17 protein-coding genes are annotated in these 16,256 nt (G+C 65.4%); 9 read left to right on the top strand and 8 right to left on the bottom strand.

Annotation, left to right across the window (positions count from 1 at the left end; all coding sequences use genetic code 11):
• Window positions 1-65: 65 nt before the first annotated feature.
• The 3 genes from PV761_RS08300 to PV761_RS08290 form a co-directional block, all read right to left on the bottom strand.
• The gene (locus PV761_RS08300; RefSeq protein ID WP_347895827.1) at window positions 66-494 is read right to left on the bottom strand and encodes a DUF1761 domain-containing protein; all 429 of its coding nucleotides are present in this window, start codon (window positions 492-494) and stop codon (window positions 66-68) included.
• Between the two features lie 87 nt (window positions 495-581).
• The gene (locus tag PV761_RS08295; protein WP_028272670.1) at window positions 582-1,088 is read right to left on the bottom strand and encodes a MarR family transcriptional regulator; all 507 of its coding nucleotides are present in this window, start codon (window positions 1,086-1,088) and stop codon (window positions 582-584) included.
• Window positions 1,089-1,126: 38 nt separating this feature from the next.
• Window positions 1,127-2,881: an AMP-binding protein gene (locus PV761_RS08290; RefSeq protein ID WP_347895824.1), complete on the bottom strand. Its 1,755-nt coding sequence runs from the start codon at window positions 2,879-2,881 to the stop codon at window positions 1,127-1,129.
• A gap of 159 nt (window positions 2,882-3,040) precedes the next feature.
• Here PV761_RS08290 and PV761_RS08285 point away from each other — a divergent pair, with 159 nt between their 5' ends.
• Window positions 3,041-4,174: an acyl-CoA dehydrogenase family protein gene (locus PV761_RS08285; RefSeq protein WP_231511389.1), complete on the top strand. Its 1,134-nt coding sequence runs from the start codon at window positions 3,041-3,043 to the stop codon at window positions 4,172-4,174.
• Between the two features lie 46 nt (window positions 4,175-4,220).
• Here the strand turns inward: PV761_RS08285 and PV761_RS08280 are convergent, their stop codons facing one another.
• Together PV761_RS08280 and PV761_RS08275 are read right to left on the bottom strand one after the other, a co-directional pair.
• A complete protein-coding gene (locus PV761_RS08280; protein WP_347895822.1) occupies window positions 4,221-4,793 on the bottom strand; it encodes a dihydrofolate reductase family protein in 573 nt (190 codons plus the stop codon).
• Between the two features lie 62 nt (window positions 4,794-4,855).
• The gene (locus tag PV761_RS08275) at window positions 4,856-5,398 is read right to left on the bottom strand and encodes a GNAT family N-acetyltransferase (RefSeq protein ID WP_347895820.1); all 543 of its coding nucleotides are present in this window, start codon (window positions 5,396-5,398) and stop codon (window positions 4,856-4,858) included.
• Window positions 5,399-5,580: 182 nt separating this feature from the next.
• On the opposite strand from PV761_RS08275, the gene PV761_RS08270 reads away from it, so the two are divergent.
• The 5 genes from PV761_RS08270 to PV761_RS08250 all read left to right on the top strand — a co-directional run bounded on the left by PV761_RS08270 (window position 5,581) and on the right by PV761_RS08250 (window position 9,028).
• Entirely contained in the window at window positions 5,581-5,982 is a 402-nt protein-coding gene (locus PV761_RS08270) for a cytochrome c oxidase subunit 4 (protein ID WP_028272665.1), read from the top strand.
• Window positions 5,983-6,043: 61 nt separating this feature from the next.
• Complete coding sequence (locus PV761_RS08265; protein WP_347895818.1) at window positions 6,044-6,448, top strand: hypothetical protein; 405 nt, start codon at window positions 6,044-6,046, stop codon at window positions 6,446-6,448.
• 363 nt (window positions 6,449-6,811) lie between these two features.
• On the top strand, window positions 6,812-7,105 hold the full coding sequence (locus tag PV761_RS08260) for a hypothetical protein (protein WP_156037214.1): 294 nt from the start codon (window positions 6,812-6,814) through the stop codon (window positions 7,103-7,105).
• A 165-nt stretch (window positions 7,106-7,270) separates the two neighbouring features.
• A complete protein-coding gene (locus PV761_RS08255; RefSeq protein ID WP_347895816.1) occupies window positions 7,271-8,023 on the top strand; it encodes a TetR/AcrR family transcriptional regulator C-terminal domain-containing protein in 753 nt (250 codons plus the stop codon).
• A 24-nt stretch (window positions 8,024-8,047) separates the two neighbouring features.
• Window positions 8,048-9,028, top strand: coding sequence for a hypothetical protein (locus PV761_RS08250; RefSeq protein WP_347895814.1), 981 nt, complete (start codon window positions 8,048-8,050; stop codon window positions 9,026-9,028).
• A 376-nt stretch (window positions 9,029-9,404) separates the two neighbouring features.
• On the opposite strand, the gene PV761_RS08245 is transcribed toward PV761_RS08250, so the two are convergent.
• A complete protein-coding gene (locus PV761_RS08245; protein WP_347895812.1) occupies window positions 9,405-10,442 on the bottom strand; it encodes a helix-turn-helix transcriptional regulator in 1,038 nt (345 codons plus the stop codon).
• Between the two features lie 120 nt (window positions 10,443-10,562).
• Between PV761_RS08245 and PV761_RS08240 the strand changes: the two genes are divergently transcribed.
• Window positions 10,563-10,961, top strand: a complete 399-nt coding sequence (locus PV761_RS08240) for a DUF1304 domain-containing protein (RefSeq protein WP_028272661.1) — start codon at window positions 10,563-10,565, stop codon at window positions 10,959-10,961.
• A gap of 253 nt (window positions 10,962-11,214) precedes the next feature.
• A complete protein-coding gene (locus tag PV761_RS08235) occupies window positions 11,215-12,906 on the top strand; it encodes an alpha/beta hydrolase (RefSeq protein ID WP_347895809.1) in 1,692 nt (563 codons plus the stop codon).
• Between the two features lie 10 nt (window positions 12,907-12,916).
• Here the strand turns inward: PV761_RS08235 and PV761_RS08230 are convergent, their stop codons facing one another.
• On the bottom strand, window positions 12,917-13,813 hold the full coding sequence (locus PV761_RS08230) for an SDR family NAD(P)-dependent oxidoreductase (protein ID WP_347895807.1): 897 nt from the start codon (window positions 13,811-13,813) through the stop codon (window positions 12,917-12,919).
• A gap of 529 nt (window positions 13,814-14,342) precedes the next feature.
• Here PV761_RS08230 and PV761_RS08225 point away from each other — a divergent pair.
• Window positions 14,343-15,398 carry a DNA polymerase IV gene (locus PV761_RS08225; RefSeq protein ID WP_347895909.1) on the top strand — a complete coding sequence of 352 codons (1,056 nt, stop codon included), beginning with the start codon at window positions 14,343-14,345 and terminating at the stop codon, window positions 15,396-15,398.
• Window positions 15,399-15,486: 88 nt separating this feature from the next.
• On the opposite strand, the gene PV761_RS08220 is transcribed toward PV761_RS08225, so the two are convergent.
• Window positions 15,487-16,116 carry a suppressor of fused domain protein gene (locus PV761_RS08220; protein WP_347895805.1) on the bottom strand — a complete coding sequence of 210 codons (630 nt, stop codon included), beginning with the start codon at window positions 16,114-16,116 and terminating at the stop codon, window positions 15,487-15,489.
• Between the last annotated feature and the right edge of the window lie 140 nt (window positions 16,117-16,256).

Raw genomic sequence — 16,256 nt, 5'->3', positions numbered from 1 at the left:
TAAGCCGTGACTATGCCACGATACGCGGTGAGGGGGTCCTCAAGCCCGCGGGCTCATAGGGGCAGCTAGGCGGCGCTGATGCCGAACAGGCCGATGATCAGGCCCATGACCACCAGGGTCACCAGCTCGTGGGCGCAGTTCAGAATGGTCAGCCCGGCCGGGCGGCCCTCAAAGGCGTCGTGCGTGATGAAGCGGGCGGCCGTGAAACCGGCCCAGAGGATGACTGCGGTGATCAGGGTGTTGGCCAGGAAGTTGCCGCCGTAGAAGTGCTGGGAGATGGCGGCGGACCCGGCGAGGACCAGGGCGCTGATGAAGCTGACCACCAGCGTGATCAGGATGGGTTTGACGGCGTCCTTTGCTTCCCCGCTGGGCGAAACCTTCGCCACCCTCATCCAGTAGTTGCCGAACACCTTCGGGGTGTACCAGACCGAGCCCACCACCATGCTGGACAGGGTGGCCAGCAGTACGGCCCAGATATTGATTTCCGGAATCATTGCGCTCTCCTCGGTCCAGCGTCAGGTCATGTCCTAGACATCAGCAGTCTAGGGCTGCCTGCATACCAAGGTGCGGCAACACGGTAGTCAGTCGCCGAAGTCGCCGGCGTTCTGCCGGAATCTCCCGAGGATCCGGATCAGCTGGTCCACATCCTGGCTGGCGAAGCCGGACTGGCCGAACACCTCGGTGTTCAGTGCCGCCGTCGCACGTTTGGCCAGGGTGCGCCCCTCCGTGGTGAGTTCGATCAGGGTGGTGCGCCCGTCGGTCGGGTGCGGGGACCGGACCACCAGGCCGGCGTCCTGGAGGCGGTCGACGGCGTTGGTCACCGAGGTGGGATGGACCTGCAGGAGCGCGCTGGCCTTGTTCATGGGCAGCGCGCCGCTGCGGGCGAAACTCAGGAGGGCCAGGAGTTCGTACCGGGCGAAGGTGAGGCCGAAAGGTTTGAGGACGCCCTCGATCCGGGCCAGCAGGATCTGCTGGGTGCGCATGATGGCGGTGATGGCCGCCATGGGCGCGGCGACGTCGCCCCAGCCGTGCCGTTCCCAGTTGCGCTGGGCGTCGGCAATGGGATCGCGCGGGAGCGGGTTTCCCATGGCACCTCCTGACATGTGGGTTGCTTCAGCCTAGCTTTTCAAACACCGGGGCTTTTCAATCCCGGGAAATCCGCCTCCGAGTACTCGACGCCCAGGCCCTCGGGCTGCGGACCGCCGCTGTGCCGGAGCTCCTCACTGTGCCGGAGTTCCACGCGCCGGATCTTGCCCGAGATGGTCTTGGGCAGTTCCGCGAATTCCAGCCGCCGGATGCGCTTGAAAGGTGCCAGATGGTCGCGGCAGTAGCGCAGGATGTCTTCCGCGAGCTCCGGGCCGGGCTGGTGCCCGGCGGCGAGGACCACAAACGCTTTCGGCACGGACAGCTTGACCGGATCGGGGGAAGGAACGACGGCGGCCTCCGCCACGGCGGGGTGTTCGATCAGGACGCTTTCCAGCTCGAACGGGGACAGCCGGTAGTCGGAGGATTTGAAGACGTCGTCGCCGCGGCCCACGTAGGTGATGATGCCGCGCTCGTCCCGGCTGGCCATGTCCCCCGTGTGGTAGTAACCGTCGCGGAAGGCGTCAGCGGTCTTCTCCGGGTCGCCGTAGTAGGCCTTCATCAGCCCTGCGGGGCGGGGGTCGAGGCGGAGGCAGAGTTCGCCGTCGTCGGCCTCTTCTCCCGTTGCGGGGTCAACCAGCACCACGTCGTAGCCGGGCAGCGGCCTGCCCATGGCGCCGATCTTGATCGGCTGGCCGGGTGTGTTGGCCACCTGCACGGTGGATTCGGTCTGGCCGAAGCCGTCGCGGATGGTCTGGCCCCAGGCGCGGTGGACCTGGTCGATCACCTCGGCGTTGAGGGGTTCGCCGGCGGACACCACCTTGGTGGGCGGGTTCTTCAGGACGGTCAGGTCCGCCTGGATCAGCATGCGCCAGACCGTGGGCGGGGCGCAGAAGCTGGTCACCTTTTCCCGGCCCATCTGTTCCATGAGGGCTTTGGCGTCGAACCGGCTGTAGTTGTAGATGAACACGCAGGCCTCGGCGATCCAGGGCGTGAACACATTGGACCAGGCGTGCTTGGCCCACCCCGGCGAGGCCACGTTCAGGTGCACGTCGCCCGGTTCCAGCCCGATCCAGAACATGGTGGACAGGTGCCCCACGGGGTAGGACGTGTGCGTGTGCTCCACCAGTTTGGCCTTGGACGTGGTGCCGGAGGTGAAGTAGAGCAGCAGGGTTTCGTCCGCCTTGGTGGGCGCGTCCGGGGCGAAGTCCGCCGGGGCGCTGTGGGAATCGGCGTACTGCAGGGCCGCGGTGTCTTCAGCCGCGCTGTTTACAGCGGTGCTGCGCTCGCCGTCGGTGATTTCAATGAGCCTGTAGTCGCCGGGAACGCCGGCAAACTTGCCGATGTTGGAACTTCCGACGGCGGCCCAGCCCGCCTCGCCGCGCTGCACACGGTCCGCCAGGTCCGCGGGGCCCATGAGCGTGGTGGTGGGGATCATGACGATTCCCAGTTTGATTCCGGCCAGCATGAGCTCCCACAGTTCCACCTGGTTGCCGAGCATGATGATCATGCGGTCACCGCGGCGGACGCCCTGGCTGCGGAGCCAGGCGGCCACCTGGCTGGAGCGCTCGGAAAGCTCCGCGAAGCTCCGCCTGGTGGCGCTGCCGTCCTGCTCCACGATCACCAAAGCTGGTTTGGTGCCCTTGGCGGGGTCCGCGGCGATCTGGTCGAACCAGTCGAGGGCGAAGTTGAATTCTTCGAAGCGGGGCCACTGGAATTCATCCCGTGCCTGGCCGTAGTCCTCGCGCAGGGCCAGAAGCCTGTCCCTCGCGGCCCGGAAGTCGTCGGTGACTGTCATGGGGGCCTTTCGCCTAGTGATCCATATCACTGTGCAATATACTAGGACATCCAAGGGTTTGGAAGAGCGAAGGGACGCGTGCCGGTGCAGCCACAACGACGTGACAGCGGGGAAATCACTACAGTTGCCGAGCAGCCGCCCTTTCCGGACGCGGACCTCATGTACGTTGTGGACCTGCTGCCGGAGGGGGAACGGTCGCGGTACCTTGAGGTGCGGGAGTTCCTGCAGTCCCGCATCCGCGCAGCGTCCATCGAATACTGGAACCGCGAGGAATTCCCGTTCGGACTGCTGGCCGAAATGGGCAAGTACGGGCTGGGCGGCCTGCAGACGGACGGGACGTCGGCGCTGTTCAAAGGCCTGATGTATGTGGAGGTGGCCCGGGCGGACGTGTCCCTTTCGGCGCTGGTGGGCATCCACAACGAGCTGATCGTGGGGATGATCGACGAGCTCGGTTCGGACGAACAGAAGCAGCGGTGGCTGCCCGGACTCCAAGCGTTCACCCAGCTGGGCGCCTTCGCGCTGACGGAGCCGGAGCACGGCTCGGATATTGCCGGCGGCCTGGAAACATCAGCCCGGCTGGAGCGCGGCGAATGGGTGATCAACGGCGCCAAGCGCTGGATCGGCGCCGGGACCATCGCCGACTTTGCGCTGGTCTGGGCCCGGGATGAGGCGGACGGCCAGATCAAGGGGTTCATCGTGGAAACGGACCGGCCCGGCTACTCCGCCACGAAGATTTGCAACAAGATCGGCTTGCGGATCATGCAGAACGCGGACATCGTTCTCGACGAGGTCCGGATTCCGGCGTCCAACCTCCTGCCCGGCGCCACGGATTTCTCCAAGGCCAACGACCTCCTCCGCGACTCGCGAGCATGGGTGGGCTGGCAGGCGGCCGGGATCCAGCTGGCCGCGTTCGACGTCGCCCGTTCCTATGCCCTGGAGCGGAAGCAGTTCGGCAAGGAACTGGCCCGGTTCCAACTGGTTCAGCAACAGCTGGCCGAAATCCTTGGCAACGCCAGCGCCTCCCTCGCGCTCATGGCCCAGCTGGCCCGGATCCAGCAGGACGGCAAGCTGGAGATGGCCCAGGCGGCCATGGCGAAGTCCACCACCACCCGGCTGGCGCGGGCCTCGGTGGCGATGGGCAGGTCGCTGCTGGGCGGAAACGGCATCAGCAGCGACTACGAGATGGGCAAGTTGTTCGGCGACGCCGAAATTCTCTACACCTACGAGGGCAGCTACGAGATCAATTCGCTGATCGTGGCCCGTGCGGTGACCGGCAGGTCCGCGTTCGTCTAAGGACCTTCACGGCGCCCTGAGGGGCTGGCCGCCGCCGTACGTGCAGTTAGTCCTGGCCGCGCTCGTAGTGCAGGAGGACCACGCCGTTGCCGAACGCATGGGTGCCGGCAAGCTTGAGGTTCATCCGGATATCCGGTGACTCGAACAGTGGCCGGCCGTTGCCTTGGCCCAGGACCACGGGGTGGACGTAGATCCGGTATTCATCCACCAGACCGAGGCGCAGGAATGTCGCGGTCAGGTTGGCGCCGCTGAGTGCAATGTCGCCGCCGGGCTGCGCCTTCAGTTCCGCGATTTCTTCAGGCACGACGTCGTGCATCACCGTCGTGTTCCAGCCTGCCTCGGTGAGGGTCCGGGAGAAAACGATTTTGGGAATCTCGCGCCAGATCCCGGCAAACTCTGCCTCGACCGCCGTGCTGTGTGGATCCTGGTCGGCGGTTGGCCAATAGTCGGCCATCAGCTCGTAGGTGACGCGCCCATCAATGAACGCACCCATCTCCCTGCTCATATCGTTGAAGTGCTGATGCAGTTCCTCATCCACCAGGTGCCAGCTGATGTCTCGGTTCAGCCCTTCGAAGTATCCGTCCACCGAAACTGACGCGATCAGAATGATCTTCCGCATGTCGATCCCTTCGTGGCAGGGCGGGCACCCGGGCGGGACCGCCGGTCGTACCCTCCAGTGAATCACTCGAGGATGCGTTGGAACAGGACATGGTCCTGCCACGAGCCAGCAATCTTCAGGTAGGACGGTGCCAGGCCGATCTCATCAAACCCGGCGCGGGACAATATTTTCCGCGAGGGTGTGTTGTGTTCGAGAGTGGCCGCCTGGACCCGGTGCAACCCGAGCTCGTCCCTCGCCGCAGCCAGCACGAAGGCGAAGGCTGAGCTGCCGATGCCGAGTCCGTTGAAGTCCTTGTCCACCCAGTAACCGACGTGGGCGCTAAGGAACGGGCCGCGGACGATTCCTGTCAGCGTGATGGCTCCCACGACGCGGCTGCCGGCTAAGAGAATCCACGGAACCTCCTGCCCCGCAGCATGCAGGGCAAGCTTTGATTCGATGACGGCGCGCTGGCCGGCAGCCGTGAAGAACTCGTCAGCCCGCGCAGGTTCCCAGGGTGCCAGATGGTCCCGGTTCAGCCGGTACGCCGCACTCAACGCTTCGGCATCAGCAGCCTGGAGCAACCGCATTCGAACATCTCCGGTCAGTGTGGCGGCCTCAGCAATCATCCTCCGACTCTATCCGCGGGTGGCTGCCTTCTCGGTGCCCGGGGAAGGGGCGGAGCGGTGCGTTCCGGGCCCCGGTGCAAGGGGGGTCCTTCGTCCCTTCCGCGGGGCGGGGAGTGAAGGCCACAGTTGGATCAAGGGGTTGAGCTTGCCTGACCCCGGCTTGATTGGCAGAAAGAGGAGTCATGAAAATCGAATCCTGGATTTTCGGAGGCATGGCCATTTTCTTCGTACCCGTTGGGGTGGTCTACGGCTTCATCACGGAGTGGACCGAGCCGGTTGGCTTCCTGGCCTTGTGGCTGGTGGGCGGTCTGGCAGGACTGATCGGGGGATACCTCGGCTATACGGGCCGGCGGGTCGGGATGCGTCCCGAGGACCGCCATGATGCGGAGATCCACGAGGGCGCGGGCGAGCAGGGCCAGTTCAGTCCCTGGAGCTGGTGGCCCATTGCCCTGGGCTTTTCCGCGGCCACCGGGTTCCTTGGACTGGCAATTGGATTTTGGATCCTCTATATCGGCGCGGGATTTGCGCTGGTTGCGCTGATTGGATGGGTTTTTGAATACAGCCGCGGGGACCACGCCCACTAGTCAGGTGGGGTGGAAGGCGCGCGCCGTCGTCGTGCATTCCCGGAACAGCAACAATTGGAGCATGGCTGCATCCGTAATTCTGATAAACGGGCTCCCCGGTGCCGGAAAGACGACGCTCAGCAGGCTGCTCGGTGACGCGCTGGGGGTTCCCGTCGTCTCAAAAGACCGGTCCTGGTGGTACCGGCCGCGGGACCTGGGCTTTGTTGTTGACGGAATCGCCAAATCGGGAAAGCCCCGGGTAATTGAAATCTGGTGCGAGGTATCAGCCGACTTGGCTTGGAGCCGTTATGCAACGCACCAGCGGCATTGGATACATCCCGACGGACTTGGCGCAGAACACGACTGGGCGGAGTGGGGAGCCAATGCTGCGCCGTTGGCGATCGGGCGAACAATTCGTGTTGATACTTCGGATGAGGTTGATGCGAAAACTGTCGTGGCGAGACTGAGCGCTGAGATGCACCGATAGCGAACCCCGCCCTGCGCAATCCCGCAGGCGGAACGGGGCGAATACTGTGCCGGGAAAAGAAATTCGCCCATCGACTTGAAACTAAGCCTACTTATGATTAGGGTTGAAGTCATGAAGGGGTGCGGCGTTATGCGCACTGACGCCCTTTCGGAAGGTTCCAACGGGACCGGACAGCTTGGGAGAAAGACCTGTTCCATAGGTGCTCCCGGCGCCCGCCGAGGCGAAGAGCTGTAAGCAACCAAAAAGAGATGCGGTGAACCGCGGCCCGAATCCGGGCTGCAGCCACCCTGGTGATCGCGTAACCGTGGTCCCGGGGCGGGGTCTTGCGTGCATCAAAATCGAGGGAGCAAAAAGATGTCAGTTATGAAGAAAGCTACTACCGCCGTTGCCGGATCACTGTTCCTGGTGGGGATGGCCGCAGGGCCTTCGATGGCTGCGGACAACAGCACGGTCAACGACGGCCTGGTGAACGTCACCGTCGGCGATGTGACAGTCCTTGAGGACGTCAACGTTGGCGTAGCCGCTGACGTGACGGCGCAGATCTGTGGCGTGGAAGTCGGGCCGGTCGCCGTTCTGGGTGAGGCTGTCGACGCCACGAGCACCAAGTCTGTCGTCTGCACCGACAACGGCGGTCCGGTCACCATCATTCAGAACTGACGGACTGCACCTGTGTAGGGGGCGTTGACGCCCCCTGGCGAAACGGTGCACAGCGCAAGCGATACACAAAAACGGCGGGACCATCTGGTCCCGCCGTTTTTGCGGGCCAGAAGCTGGTGTACGTAGTACACTCGTTGACAACAAATCGCAAGGTAAGGTGCCCCCATGACGCAGCAGGCGGAAGCTACGCGCCGGATCCCGCTGAACCGGGAGCGGGTGCTGACCGCCGCCGTCGTACTCGCCGATGAAGCGGGCATCGAGGCGCTCAGCATGAGGCGGCTGGCGCAGGAGCTCGGCGTAGTTCCGATGGCGCTCTACAAGCACGTCGCGAACAAAGAGGAACTCCTTGACGGGATGGTGGACGTCCTTGTCGGGGAAATCGACCCTCCCGCCCGCGATACCGGATGGCAGAGCGCGGTCCGGCTACGCGTGCTTTCAGCGAGGAAGGCCCTGTTGCGGCATCCGTGGGCCCGTCAGGTGCTTGAGTCGCGCACCAGCAGGACGCCGGCGGTTCTCGGCTACATGGACTCGTTCATCGGAATGTTCCTGGCCGGCGGCTTCTCCGTGGACCTCACCCATCACGTGATGCATGCGCTCGGCAGCCGCATGTGGGGGTTCACCCAGGAGCTGTTCGACGATTCGGCCGGCAACGCGCCCGCCGGGGTAGCGCCGGCCGGGATAGCCCCGGCCGCCGGCAATCCGCCGGCCGGGCAGGAGGCCATGCTCCGGGAGATGGCGCAGCGGTACCCGAACATCCTGCAAGTGGCCATGGCGGCCAATCACGACGACGGCTCCGTGGTGTCGCAGGGCTGCGACGACCAGTTTGAATTCGAGTTCGCGCTGGACCTCCTCCTGGACGGCTTCGAGCGCTTCCACCGGCAGGGCTGGACATCGGAGCGGGCGAAGCTGGAGCGGTAGCCCGCCGGATGCTAGCTTGTGGGGATGGAGGCACTCGACTGGCTGCTTGACTCCGATCCCGCGATCCGCTGGCAGGTCCTGCGCGACCTCACGGACGCGCCTCCTTCCGAAGTACAGTCCGAACGTGCCCGCGTCGCCACCCACGGCTGGGGCGCCCGGCTGCTCGCGCTGCAGGACAGCAGCGGTCAGTGGGGCGGCGGCACGTACTTCCCGGCGCAGTTCGACGAGTCGGAGCCGGGCCAGCCCTGGACTGCAACCACCTACAGCCTGTTGCTGCTGCGTGATTTCGGGCTTGACCCCCGCAGCGCCCAGGCACGCCGCGCCGTCGAACTGGTCCGCGACAACAGCCGCTGGGAGGAAGGGGATCAGCCCTTCTTCGAGGGCGAAGTGGAGCCGTGCATCAACGGCATGGCCGTGGCACTTGGTGCCTACTTTGGCGAGAACGTCGACGGCGTCGTGGAGCGTTTGCTGGGCGAGCAGCTCGCCGACGGCGGATGGAACTGCGAGGCGGAACGCGGTTCGGTGCGTTCGTCGTTCGGGACAACCATCAACGTGCTCGAAGGGCTGCTGGAGCACGAGCACGCGACCGGCGGGTCTCCGGACTCAATTGCTGCCCGGCAGCGCGGCGAGGAGTACCTGCTGGAACGCGGGCTCCTTCGGCGGAAGACCACCGGCGAACTGATCGACCGTGACTGGCTGGAGTTCTCGTACCCGACCCGCTGGTTTTACGATGCGTTACGGGGCCTCGACTACTTCCGCGCGGCAGGCGCCAGTCCGGACGAACGCATCGCCGAGGCGGTGGAGGTGCTGCGCTCCAAGCAGCAGCCCGAGGGCACCTGGCTGCTGGAAAACACGCACCCGGGCCGGATCCACTTCGCCCTGGAGGACGGTGACGGCCGCCCGAGCCGGTGGAATACCTTGAGGGCGCTGCGGGCGCTCGGATGGTATGAGGGCAGTATCGCCGGGGGCAGTGCCCGAGCGGTGCGGCTGCGGGGAACCACATGAGGCCGCGGGCCGGGCTGGCTGGTGCAGCGGTGGTGCTTTGTGTTTTGTCCGCATGCGCAACGGCGACGCCGCCAGCGGGAACCGATACATCGGCGGAACGGGGTTCGGTGCCGTGTCACGGCCCGTATGTCGCCGACGTCGACACAAGTGCTGCAGGCGAGCCGACGCCCGGAGCAGCAGCCGTGGCCTGGTCCAAGTCTGTACTGGCGCCCGCCGGGGCCCCGACCGATGGATGGACGCCCATCGATGCGGAAACGCTACGGAGCGGTGATTGGACCGTCGGCGTAACCTCCACCGTTTCTGGCGGGTGGCTGGTCAGTGGCCTCGGTTGCGGATCGCCTGGCAGCTAGCCGCAGGCAGGAGGAAGCCGGCCGCCTCAGCCGAGAAGTCTCGCCACCAGTTCGCCGCGGCTCCCCACTCCCACCTTGTCGAAGAGGGACTTCAGGTGGTCATGGACCGTGTGGGGCGAGATGAACAAATGGTCGGCGATGTCCGTCGTCGCCGAGCCGGAGACCACCTCAAGGCAGACCTCGCGTTCCCGCGCGGTGGCGCCGTAGGCGGCGAGCAGGAGGCTCACCATTTCGTGGGTGGTGGCGGGTTCCACCGTAACCACCATCTGGCCGGGGTCGTCCCCGGTGATGAGCCGGCTGGCTTGGAGCACCACCCAATGATCTCCGGCGTCCCGCATCCTCATCCGGGCGGTCCCGGAAACGGAAGCCTTTGCGGCAGCCACCACTGAGTACAGCGTCATGGTGAAACGGCCGGGCGCCTGATCGTCCAGTTCCGCCAGCCACGCGGCGGCCGGCTCAGTCGCGGCACGCAGCTCACCGCGCGGTCCGACCAACACGATCACGGGACCCTTCGGCCCGTGCGAGGCGTGCCGCTCCATTCGGACTGCAACCCGGGTGGCCGCGGCCAGGGCTGATGCGATGGAACTCAGGAATTCCATTTCCCGGTCGGTGAAGTCCGTACCCGGCTCACGGAAGAGTCCGCCCACGGCCCAGCAGGCGGCGTCGGTCCGGAACACCGCCCTAAGTTCGTGCTCCAGCCCCTGCGGACGGAGCAGGTCGTTGAGCCGCACGCTCCTGACCACGTCGCGGTGCGGCACATCCGAGAGCCGGGCGGCCGGCGCCGGCCGCCGGACCAGCGCCGCGAAGGCATTCGGCTCCGTGCCCGCATATTCGGTCTCGGCGAAGCGCACGGCGTATTCGTCAGGCACAGGCCACGGCGGCCAGTTGGTGATCGAGGTCATGATGAGGGAGTCCGGGTCGACGCCGGACCAGCAGGCCTGCTCAAACGGCACCGTGTGATGGACGACGGCGAGCGCTGCGGCATGCAGCTCGGCTACGCCCATGCCTGTGGTCGCCATGGCCGAAATCTCGCGCTGTGCCCGCTCGGCACGATCTGCCCACATGCTTTCAGTATCCGCCGCCAATGACGGATCGCAATCCCCAGTTTGGGGGATGGCTGAGGTGCTCGCGGAACCCCCCGGGCGGGGATGGGACGGGCTTCGCGGCGGACGTAGTCTTCGACCATGAACGCCGTTGCCCAACTGTTTGCGCTGCTTGAAGCCCTTATCTATATCTCGGTGTTTCCGCTTGAGGCCTTTCTCCTGCACCGCCCGGCCGTGCAGAAATTCCTCAGCACCCCTGCCGGAAATGTCCCCGCCGTCATGATGTGGGCGATTCCTGTCGGCTTCCGCAATCTGCTCATAGCTTTGGGGGTGATTGCGGGACTCGTGGCACTGAATACCGGGAACGAGGTGGTCGGCCGGACACTGGTTACCTACTGCTGCGCCTACATGGTCCTGGGCGGGTCCACCATGGCCCTGGCCGATGCTTTGGGACACTACCCCAAGAGGGGGGACAGCATTCCGGGAACCCTCGCCGCCACCGTGCCGGCCCTCATTGCGCTTGTTGCCTCGGCGTTCTGAGCGGGCTTTGGCCGCCATTGTTGGCGCAAAGCACAAACGAAGGCCCGCCTATGGGGGACAGACGGACCTTCGCAATTAAAAAGTTACGCCTCTTCTAAATACCCATCGAGTGGAGATGTAGTGATGCCGCGCAACAACCACTTGGGGACCTGGTCGCAGCATGCGTCACCGCCCTTTCCGAGTCCCGGCCGGCGGCGTAGTCTGCCTCCTATCAGGACACCCGGCTATCAGGACACCCGGAGCGGGAGGACCCATGGACGGCTATGCCGAGCTGCGGGCGTTCCGCGGCACGCACCCGTACCGGTCGGTGATGGTCGCCGGCGTCGAATGGAAGTACATCGCCGGAGCGGTGCCCGAGGAGGGCATGCCGGCACTCCTCGTCCTGGGCGGCGGGTTCTCCTTCGGTGATTCGGCGTTCCGTACGATCACTGCCTTCGAACCGCGCTTCCGGGTGCTCTCACCCTCGTATCCGGCGGTGCGGACCATGGCCGAACTCGTGGCAGGAGTGGCGGCCATCCTCGACGCCGAGGGTATCCGGTCCGCGAGCATTTTCGGCCATTCCCTCGGCGCCGGCGTCGGGCACGCCTTTGCACGCCGCTATCCGCAGCGCGTGGACAAGCTCATCCTGTCCGGGTTCGGTCTTTACACCCGTGGTCACGTGCGCCTCGTAAGCGCCTTTGTCGGGTTGTTCTCGATCCTGCCCAAAGATGCCCTTGCCGCTTTCTATCGTCCGAGGATCGCACGCCTTGTCGCAGGGGCGGAAGCCGACGAACGCGCTTTCCTCACCGCCTACACGGAAGACCTCTTCGCAGCACACACGAAGGAATCTGCCCTTGCCCGCCTGGCAGTCGTCCTGGATCTGGCGACGCATCCGGACCGTTACGCCGCGTCGTCCACCTTCGAGCGTCCGGAGGACGTTCTAGTGATCGCTGCTGCGGACGACCGCGGGTTCACCGCGCACGAACGCGAAGCGTTGCTGGCAGCCTACCCCGGTGCCCGGGCCTACGTCTTCGGCGGGGGCGGCCACCTGGCGGCCGTCACCCACCCGACTGAATACGCCGACGTCGTCGAACGCTTTCTCGAAGGCCGGCCCCTTCCCGCGGGGCGCAGCGACAACCCTGCCGTCGCGGCCCTTGACGCCAAGCTGGCCGGCTTCCGTGCCAGCCACGAGTACCGCACGCTCGACGTCGACGGCGTGCGCTGGCGATACCTCTCCGGCGGCTCGGGCGAACAAACGGTGCTTCTGCCCTCCGGCGGAACAAGGATGCCGGACATGTACCTGCTGCTGATCGAGGCACTGGAACAGGACTTCCGTGTCATTGCGCCGGCGTACCCTGCCGGTGCTGGCATCGCCGGGCTCGCGGACGGCCTGGCTGCGATCCTCGACGCCGAGGGAGTTAGGCAGGCGGATGTGCTGGGCTCATCGTTCGGCGGATTTGTGGCCCAGACGTTCGCCCGCCGGCATCCGGAGCGCGTGCGGCGCCTGGTGCTGGCGAACACCGGAAGCCCGGCTGCGGCCCCGCTCCCTTTGCTCCCGCTCCTCATTCGGTTCCTTTCCGTACTTCCGGAAAGCGCCGTGCGGTCCCTGACAGGCCGGAACTGGCGCCGCTGGTTTGTCGCGGGCTCACAGGAGGACGCGAGTTTCTGGACCATGCTGCTGTCGGACGTGCTCAGCCGGCTGGGCAAGGAGGATCTGCTGTCCGGCCTGCGGGAGATGGGGGAGTTTGCCCGTCTTCCGGCCGAACGGGCACCGGGGGTGCGTGTACCGGTGCTGCTGATCGAATCGGAGCGGGATGAAGCGTTCCCGCCCCGGGCACGGGCGGCCCTCCGCGCCCTTTATCCCGCCGCGGAGATCTATCTTTTCGCGGGCGCGGGACACGGAGTCATGGCAACGCGGACCGCCGAGTACATCGCCACCGTGGAGGAGTTCCTGCGGCGGCCCTGACTTGGGCCGTTCACGGGAGCTCGGCAAGGTGCGAGCAGGCGTCCCACAAGCGCTTGCGGGCTTCGGGATCCGATCCCATGCCCGGCGTCGGGAGCTCTTTGCGCTTTGCCCAGAGCTTGCCGGAGACTGCCGCCGTTTCCTTCGACATGGCAAGCCAAAGCGCTGTGTCTGCCGCCGTTTCGGCGGGAGCACCGAGGGCGTTCGTGATCCAGCGAAAAGGGCCGCCGACGTCGAGCAGCAGCGATGTGTTCTTGACCAGTCCCGGATGGACGGCGTTCGCCACCACGCCCGAGCCGTGCAGGCGTTCAGCGAACTCTTTGGTGAGCAGAACCCGGGCAAGCATTGTGGGCGGGGTCGAGCGCAGGTAGCTGTACCTGCCCTTGGCAGTCTGGAGATCGTCGAACTTGAGTTTGGTGTTGCCGTATTTGGACGCGATATTCACGATCCGGGACGTTCGCGCCGCACCGGACGGCTGGCCAGCAACTCCGGCGTCTCTATCCGCCACGGCCGCGGCGTTTCTGAGCGCGTCGAGCAGGAGGTTGGTCAGCAGGAAGTAAGCCATCACATTGGTGGCGAAGGTCAGTTCGAGCCCGTCGGGGGTCTCGTGGCGTTCTTTGCGGAACACGCCCGCTGCGTTGACGAGCACGTCGAGCCGGTCATGGTGCGACAGGAACTCGGCGGCGGCCGCACGGATTGAGGACTGGACCGAGAGGTCACAGGCCAGTGGCTCAAGCCGGGCGTCAGGGACGAACTGGCGGATGCCCCTCATTGCTTCTTCCGCCCGGGGCCCTGATCGCCCCACCACCACGACCAGCGCGCCCTCGCGGGCAAGTCCTGTTGCCACGGCTTTTCCCAGGCCGCTCGCTGCCCCCGTCACCAGGGCCACGGTTCCATCCATGGAAGCCATCGTCATCGCCTCCTGAGGCTTGTCCAGCCAACTAGCCGCCGCGTCACGGCATCGCCGCTCGCCGGGTTGCCTTATAGCCGCCGGGCACTGTGTGCGCTTAGTCTCGGCTGGTCAACATCACAGCACACCGTGATCTGGTTGACCAGCGCTTAATCAGTTGACTGCCCCGATGGGCTGCCACCCTGGCTCGCCGACGGCTGATGCCACGGCTTTCTAGCCGGGGCCACTGCGGAGGCCACTGCGGAGGCCAGCGCGGCCGCCAGGGCGGGCACGTACAACCAGCCAATGGTTGCGGAAGCGAGGAGGGTGAAGACGGCGAGGGCAACAGTCGCCGCGATGGATGCGTGCATCCGTGCCGGTCCCCGCACGAGGAGAGGCATCCCGGTCAGAGCGACCGGGATCAGCAACGGGACAACGATGGAGGACCCAACGACCTCAAGCAGGGTCGAGGCAGTGACTTGGTCTAAACCACGTCGATGCCAGCCAAGGATGTTTAAGGCAGACTGGTGGCGTGAGCGGAATCCGGTGGGTGCTGCACGTCGACCTCGACCAGTTCATCGCGGCTGTCGAAGTGCTCCGGCGGCCGGAGCTTGCGGGCAAACCGATCATTGTCGGCGGCCGGGGCGACCCCACGGAACGAGCTGTGGTGTCGACCGCGTCCTACGAAGCCAGGGCGTTCGGCGTGGGTTCCGGAATGCCCTTGCGCATTGCGGCCCGGAAAGTGCCCGACGCTGTGATCCTGCCCGTCGATCACGAAGCCTACCTCGCCGCATCGGAAACAGTGATGGCAACCCTACGCTCGCAGCCCGGCGCCACGGTGCAGGTGCTGGGGTGGGATGAAGCCTTTGTTGGCGTGGAGACAGAGAACCCGGAAGCCTACGCCCGGGAGGTGCAGGCCGCTGTCCTGGAGCGGACGCAGCTGCATTGCAGCGTGGGCATCGGCGATACCCTGGTTCGAGCCAAGGTCGCCACCGGTTTCGGCAAGCCGGCGGGTGTCTTCCGCCTCACTGCCGCGAACTGGCTGGAGGTCATGGGCACCCGTCCGACTAAGGACCTGTGGGGCGTCGGAACCAAAGTGTCGGGCCGGCTGGCCAAACTCGGCATCAACACCGTCGCCGAGCTGGCCGCGTGCGACCCCCAAGACCTGGTCCCGGAGTTCGGCCCCCGGATGGGTCCTTGGTATGCGGAGCTCGGACGCGGGGACGGCGCCAGCGTTGTGGACGATACCCCGTGGGTTCCCCGCGGGCACAGCCGGGAGACCACCTTCCAACGGGACCTGACTGAGCCCGCCCAGGTGGATGACACCCTGAGGGAGCTGACAGCGCGTGTCCTCGAGGATGTTGTGGCCGAAGGACGGCCGGTGGTTGGGCTGACCCTCAAGATTCGTTATGCGCCGTTCTTCACGAAGACCCACGCGAGAAAGATTCCCGAGACGTTCGACCGGCACGAAATCCTCGCGCGGACCTTGGACCTCGCAGCGGAAATCGAAGCGGGCCGTCCAATCCGGCTGCTGGGTCTGCGGGCCGAAATGGCAATGCCCGATGACGCCAGAAAGGGACATACGCCGACGCGCGGCGGTTGGTGACGCCGAGCCGACTCACACACCAGGCAACGAGTCGTTGCGGCCACACGTCCTTACCCAAGCTGGCTCGCGGACCAATGCCACGCGGTAATTAGGGCCTCCCGTTGCGCAGGAACCACAAGGGCCTGCGAAGGATTCGGCGCCTCTCGATCCCCGCTGGCAGGCCCCTGTCGAGGTTCCAGGATTCGACCCCGGTCTCTTCCCAGATACCGAAAAGCTCGTCGGATCGGTTGCCGTGCCTGTACTGGGCCTCCTCGGGAAAGACCGGCAGAGCGTCGAGAAATACAACGTGCCGGCCGGTGGTCAGCTGGAGCTCCGGAATCAGGTCATCGGGACGTTCAGTGAGGACCCATCCCGTGAATTTCCGTCCTTTGATGACTTTCCAACTGCCTGCGACGAACACGCCGTGTTGAGGCACAGTGTTGCTTTTGAGGACGCTCAAAGTCATGTTTGCGAAGGCCTCTTTTACCGCCTCAGAACCCGTGTTAACCCCCAAGAAGAGCTCAACGGCGTGCTGCCTGGCACCCGGGCCGTGGCGGGTGGCGCCGGCCGACGCATAGAGGTGGACGCCCATCCGGCTCGTACCCTTTGGCCACTCGAAGACGCCCAGGGATTCGCCTGAACGGGTACGCATCTCGTGATACTCCGGCTCGGATCCGACCACTGCTGCGTAGTGCTCACGCAGCTCCTCAACCACCGTTATGCTCCCCATGTGGTCCATCTAAGCATCGTTTCTTGCGGGAAACGTAGCTATCTGGAGGGGTGGGTTTTTGCTTCGATCCTCCTTTGTTCTGAGGAAGGGAAGATGCGGCCCCGGTGGATAGCCCGCCGGTTCACCGTCCGGCGGGCTATCTTTCGCAA

The organism is Arthrobacter sp. CC3, from assembly GCF_039907775.1.
Taxonomy (GTDB): Bacteria; Actinomycetota; Actinomycetes; order Actinomycetales; family Micrococcaceae; genus Arthrobacter.
This window is presented reverse-complemented; position numbering and strand designations above follow the sequence as displayed.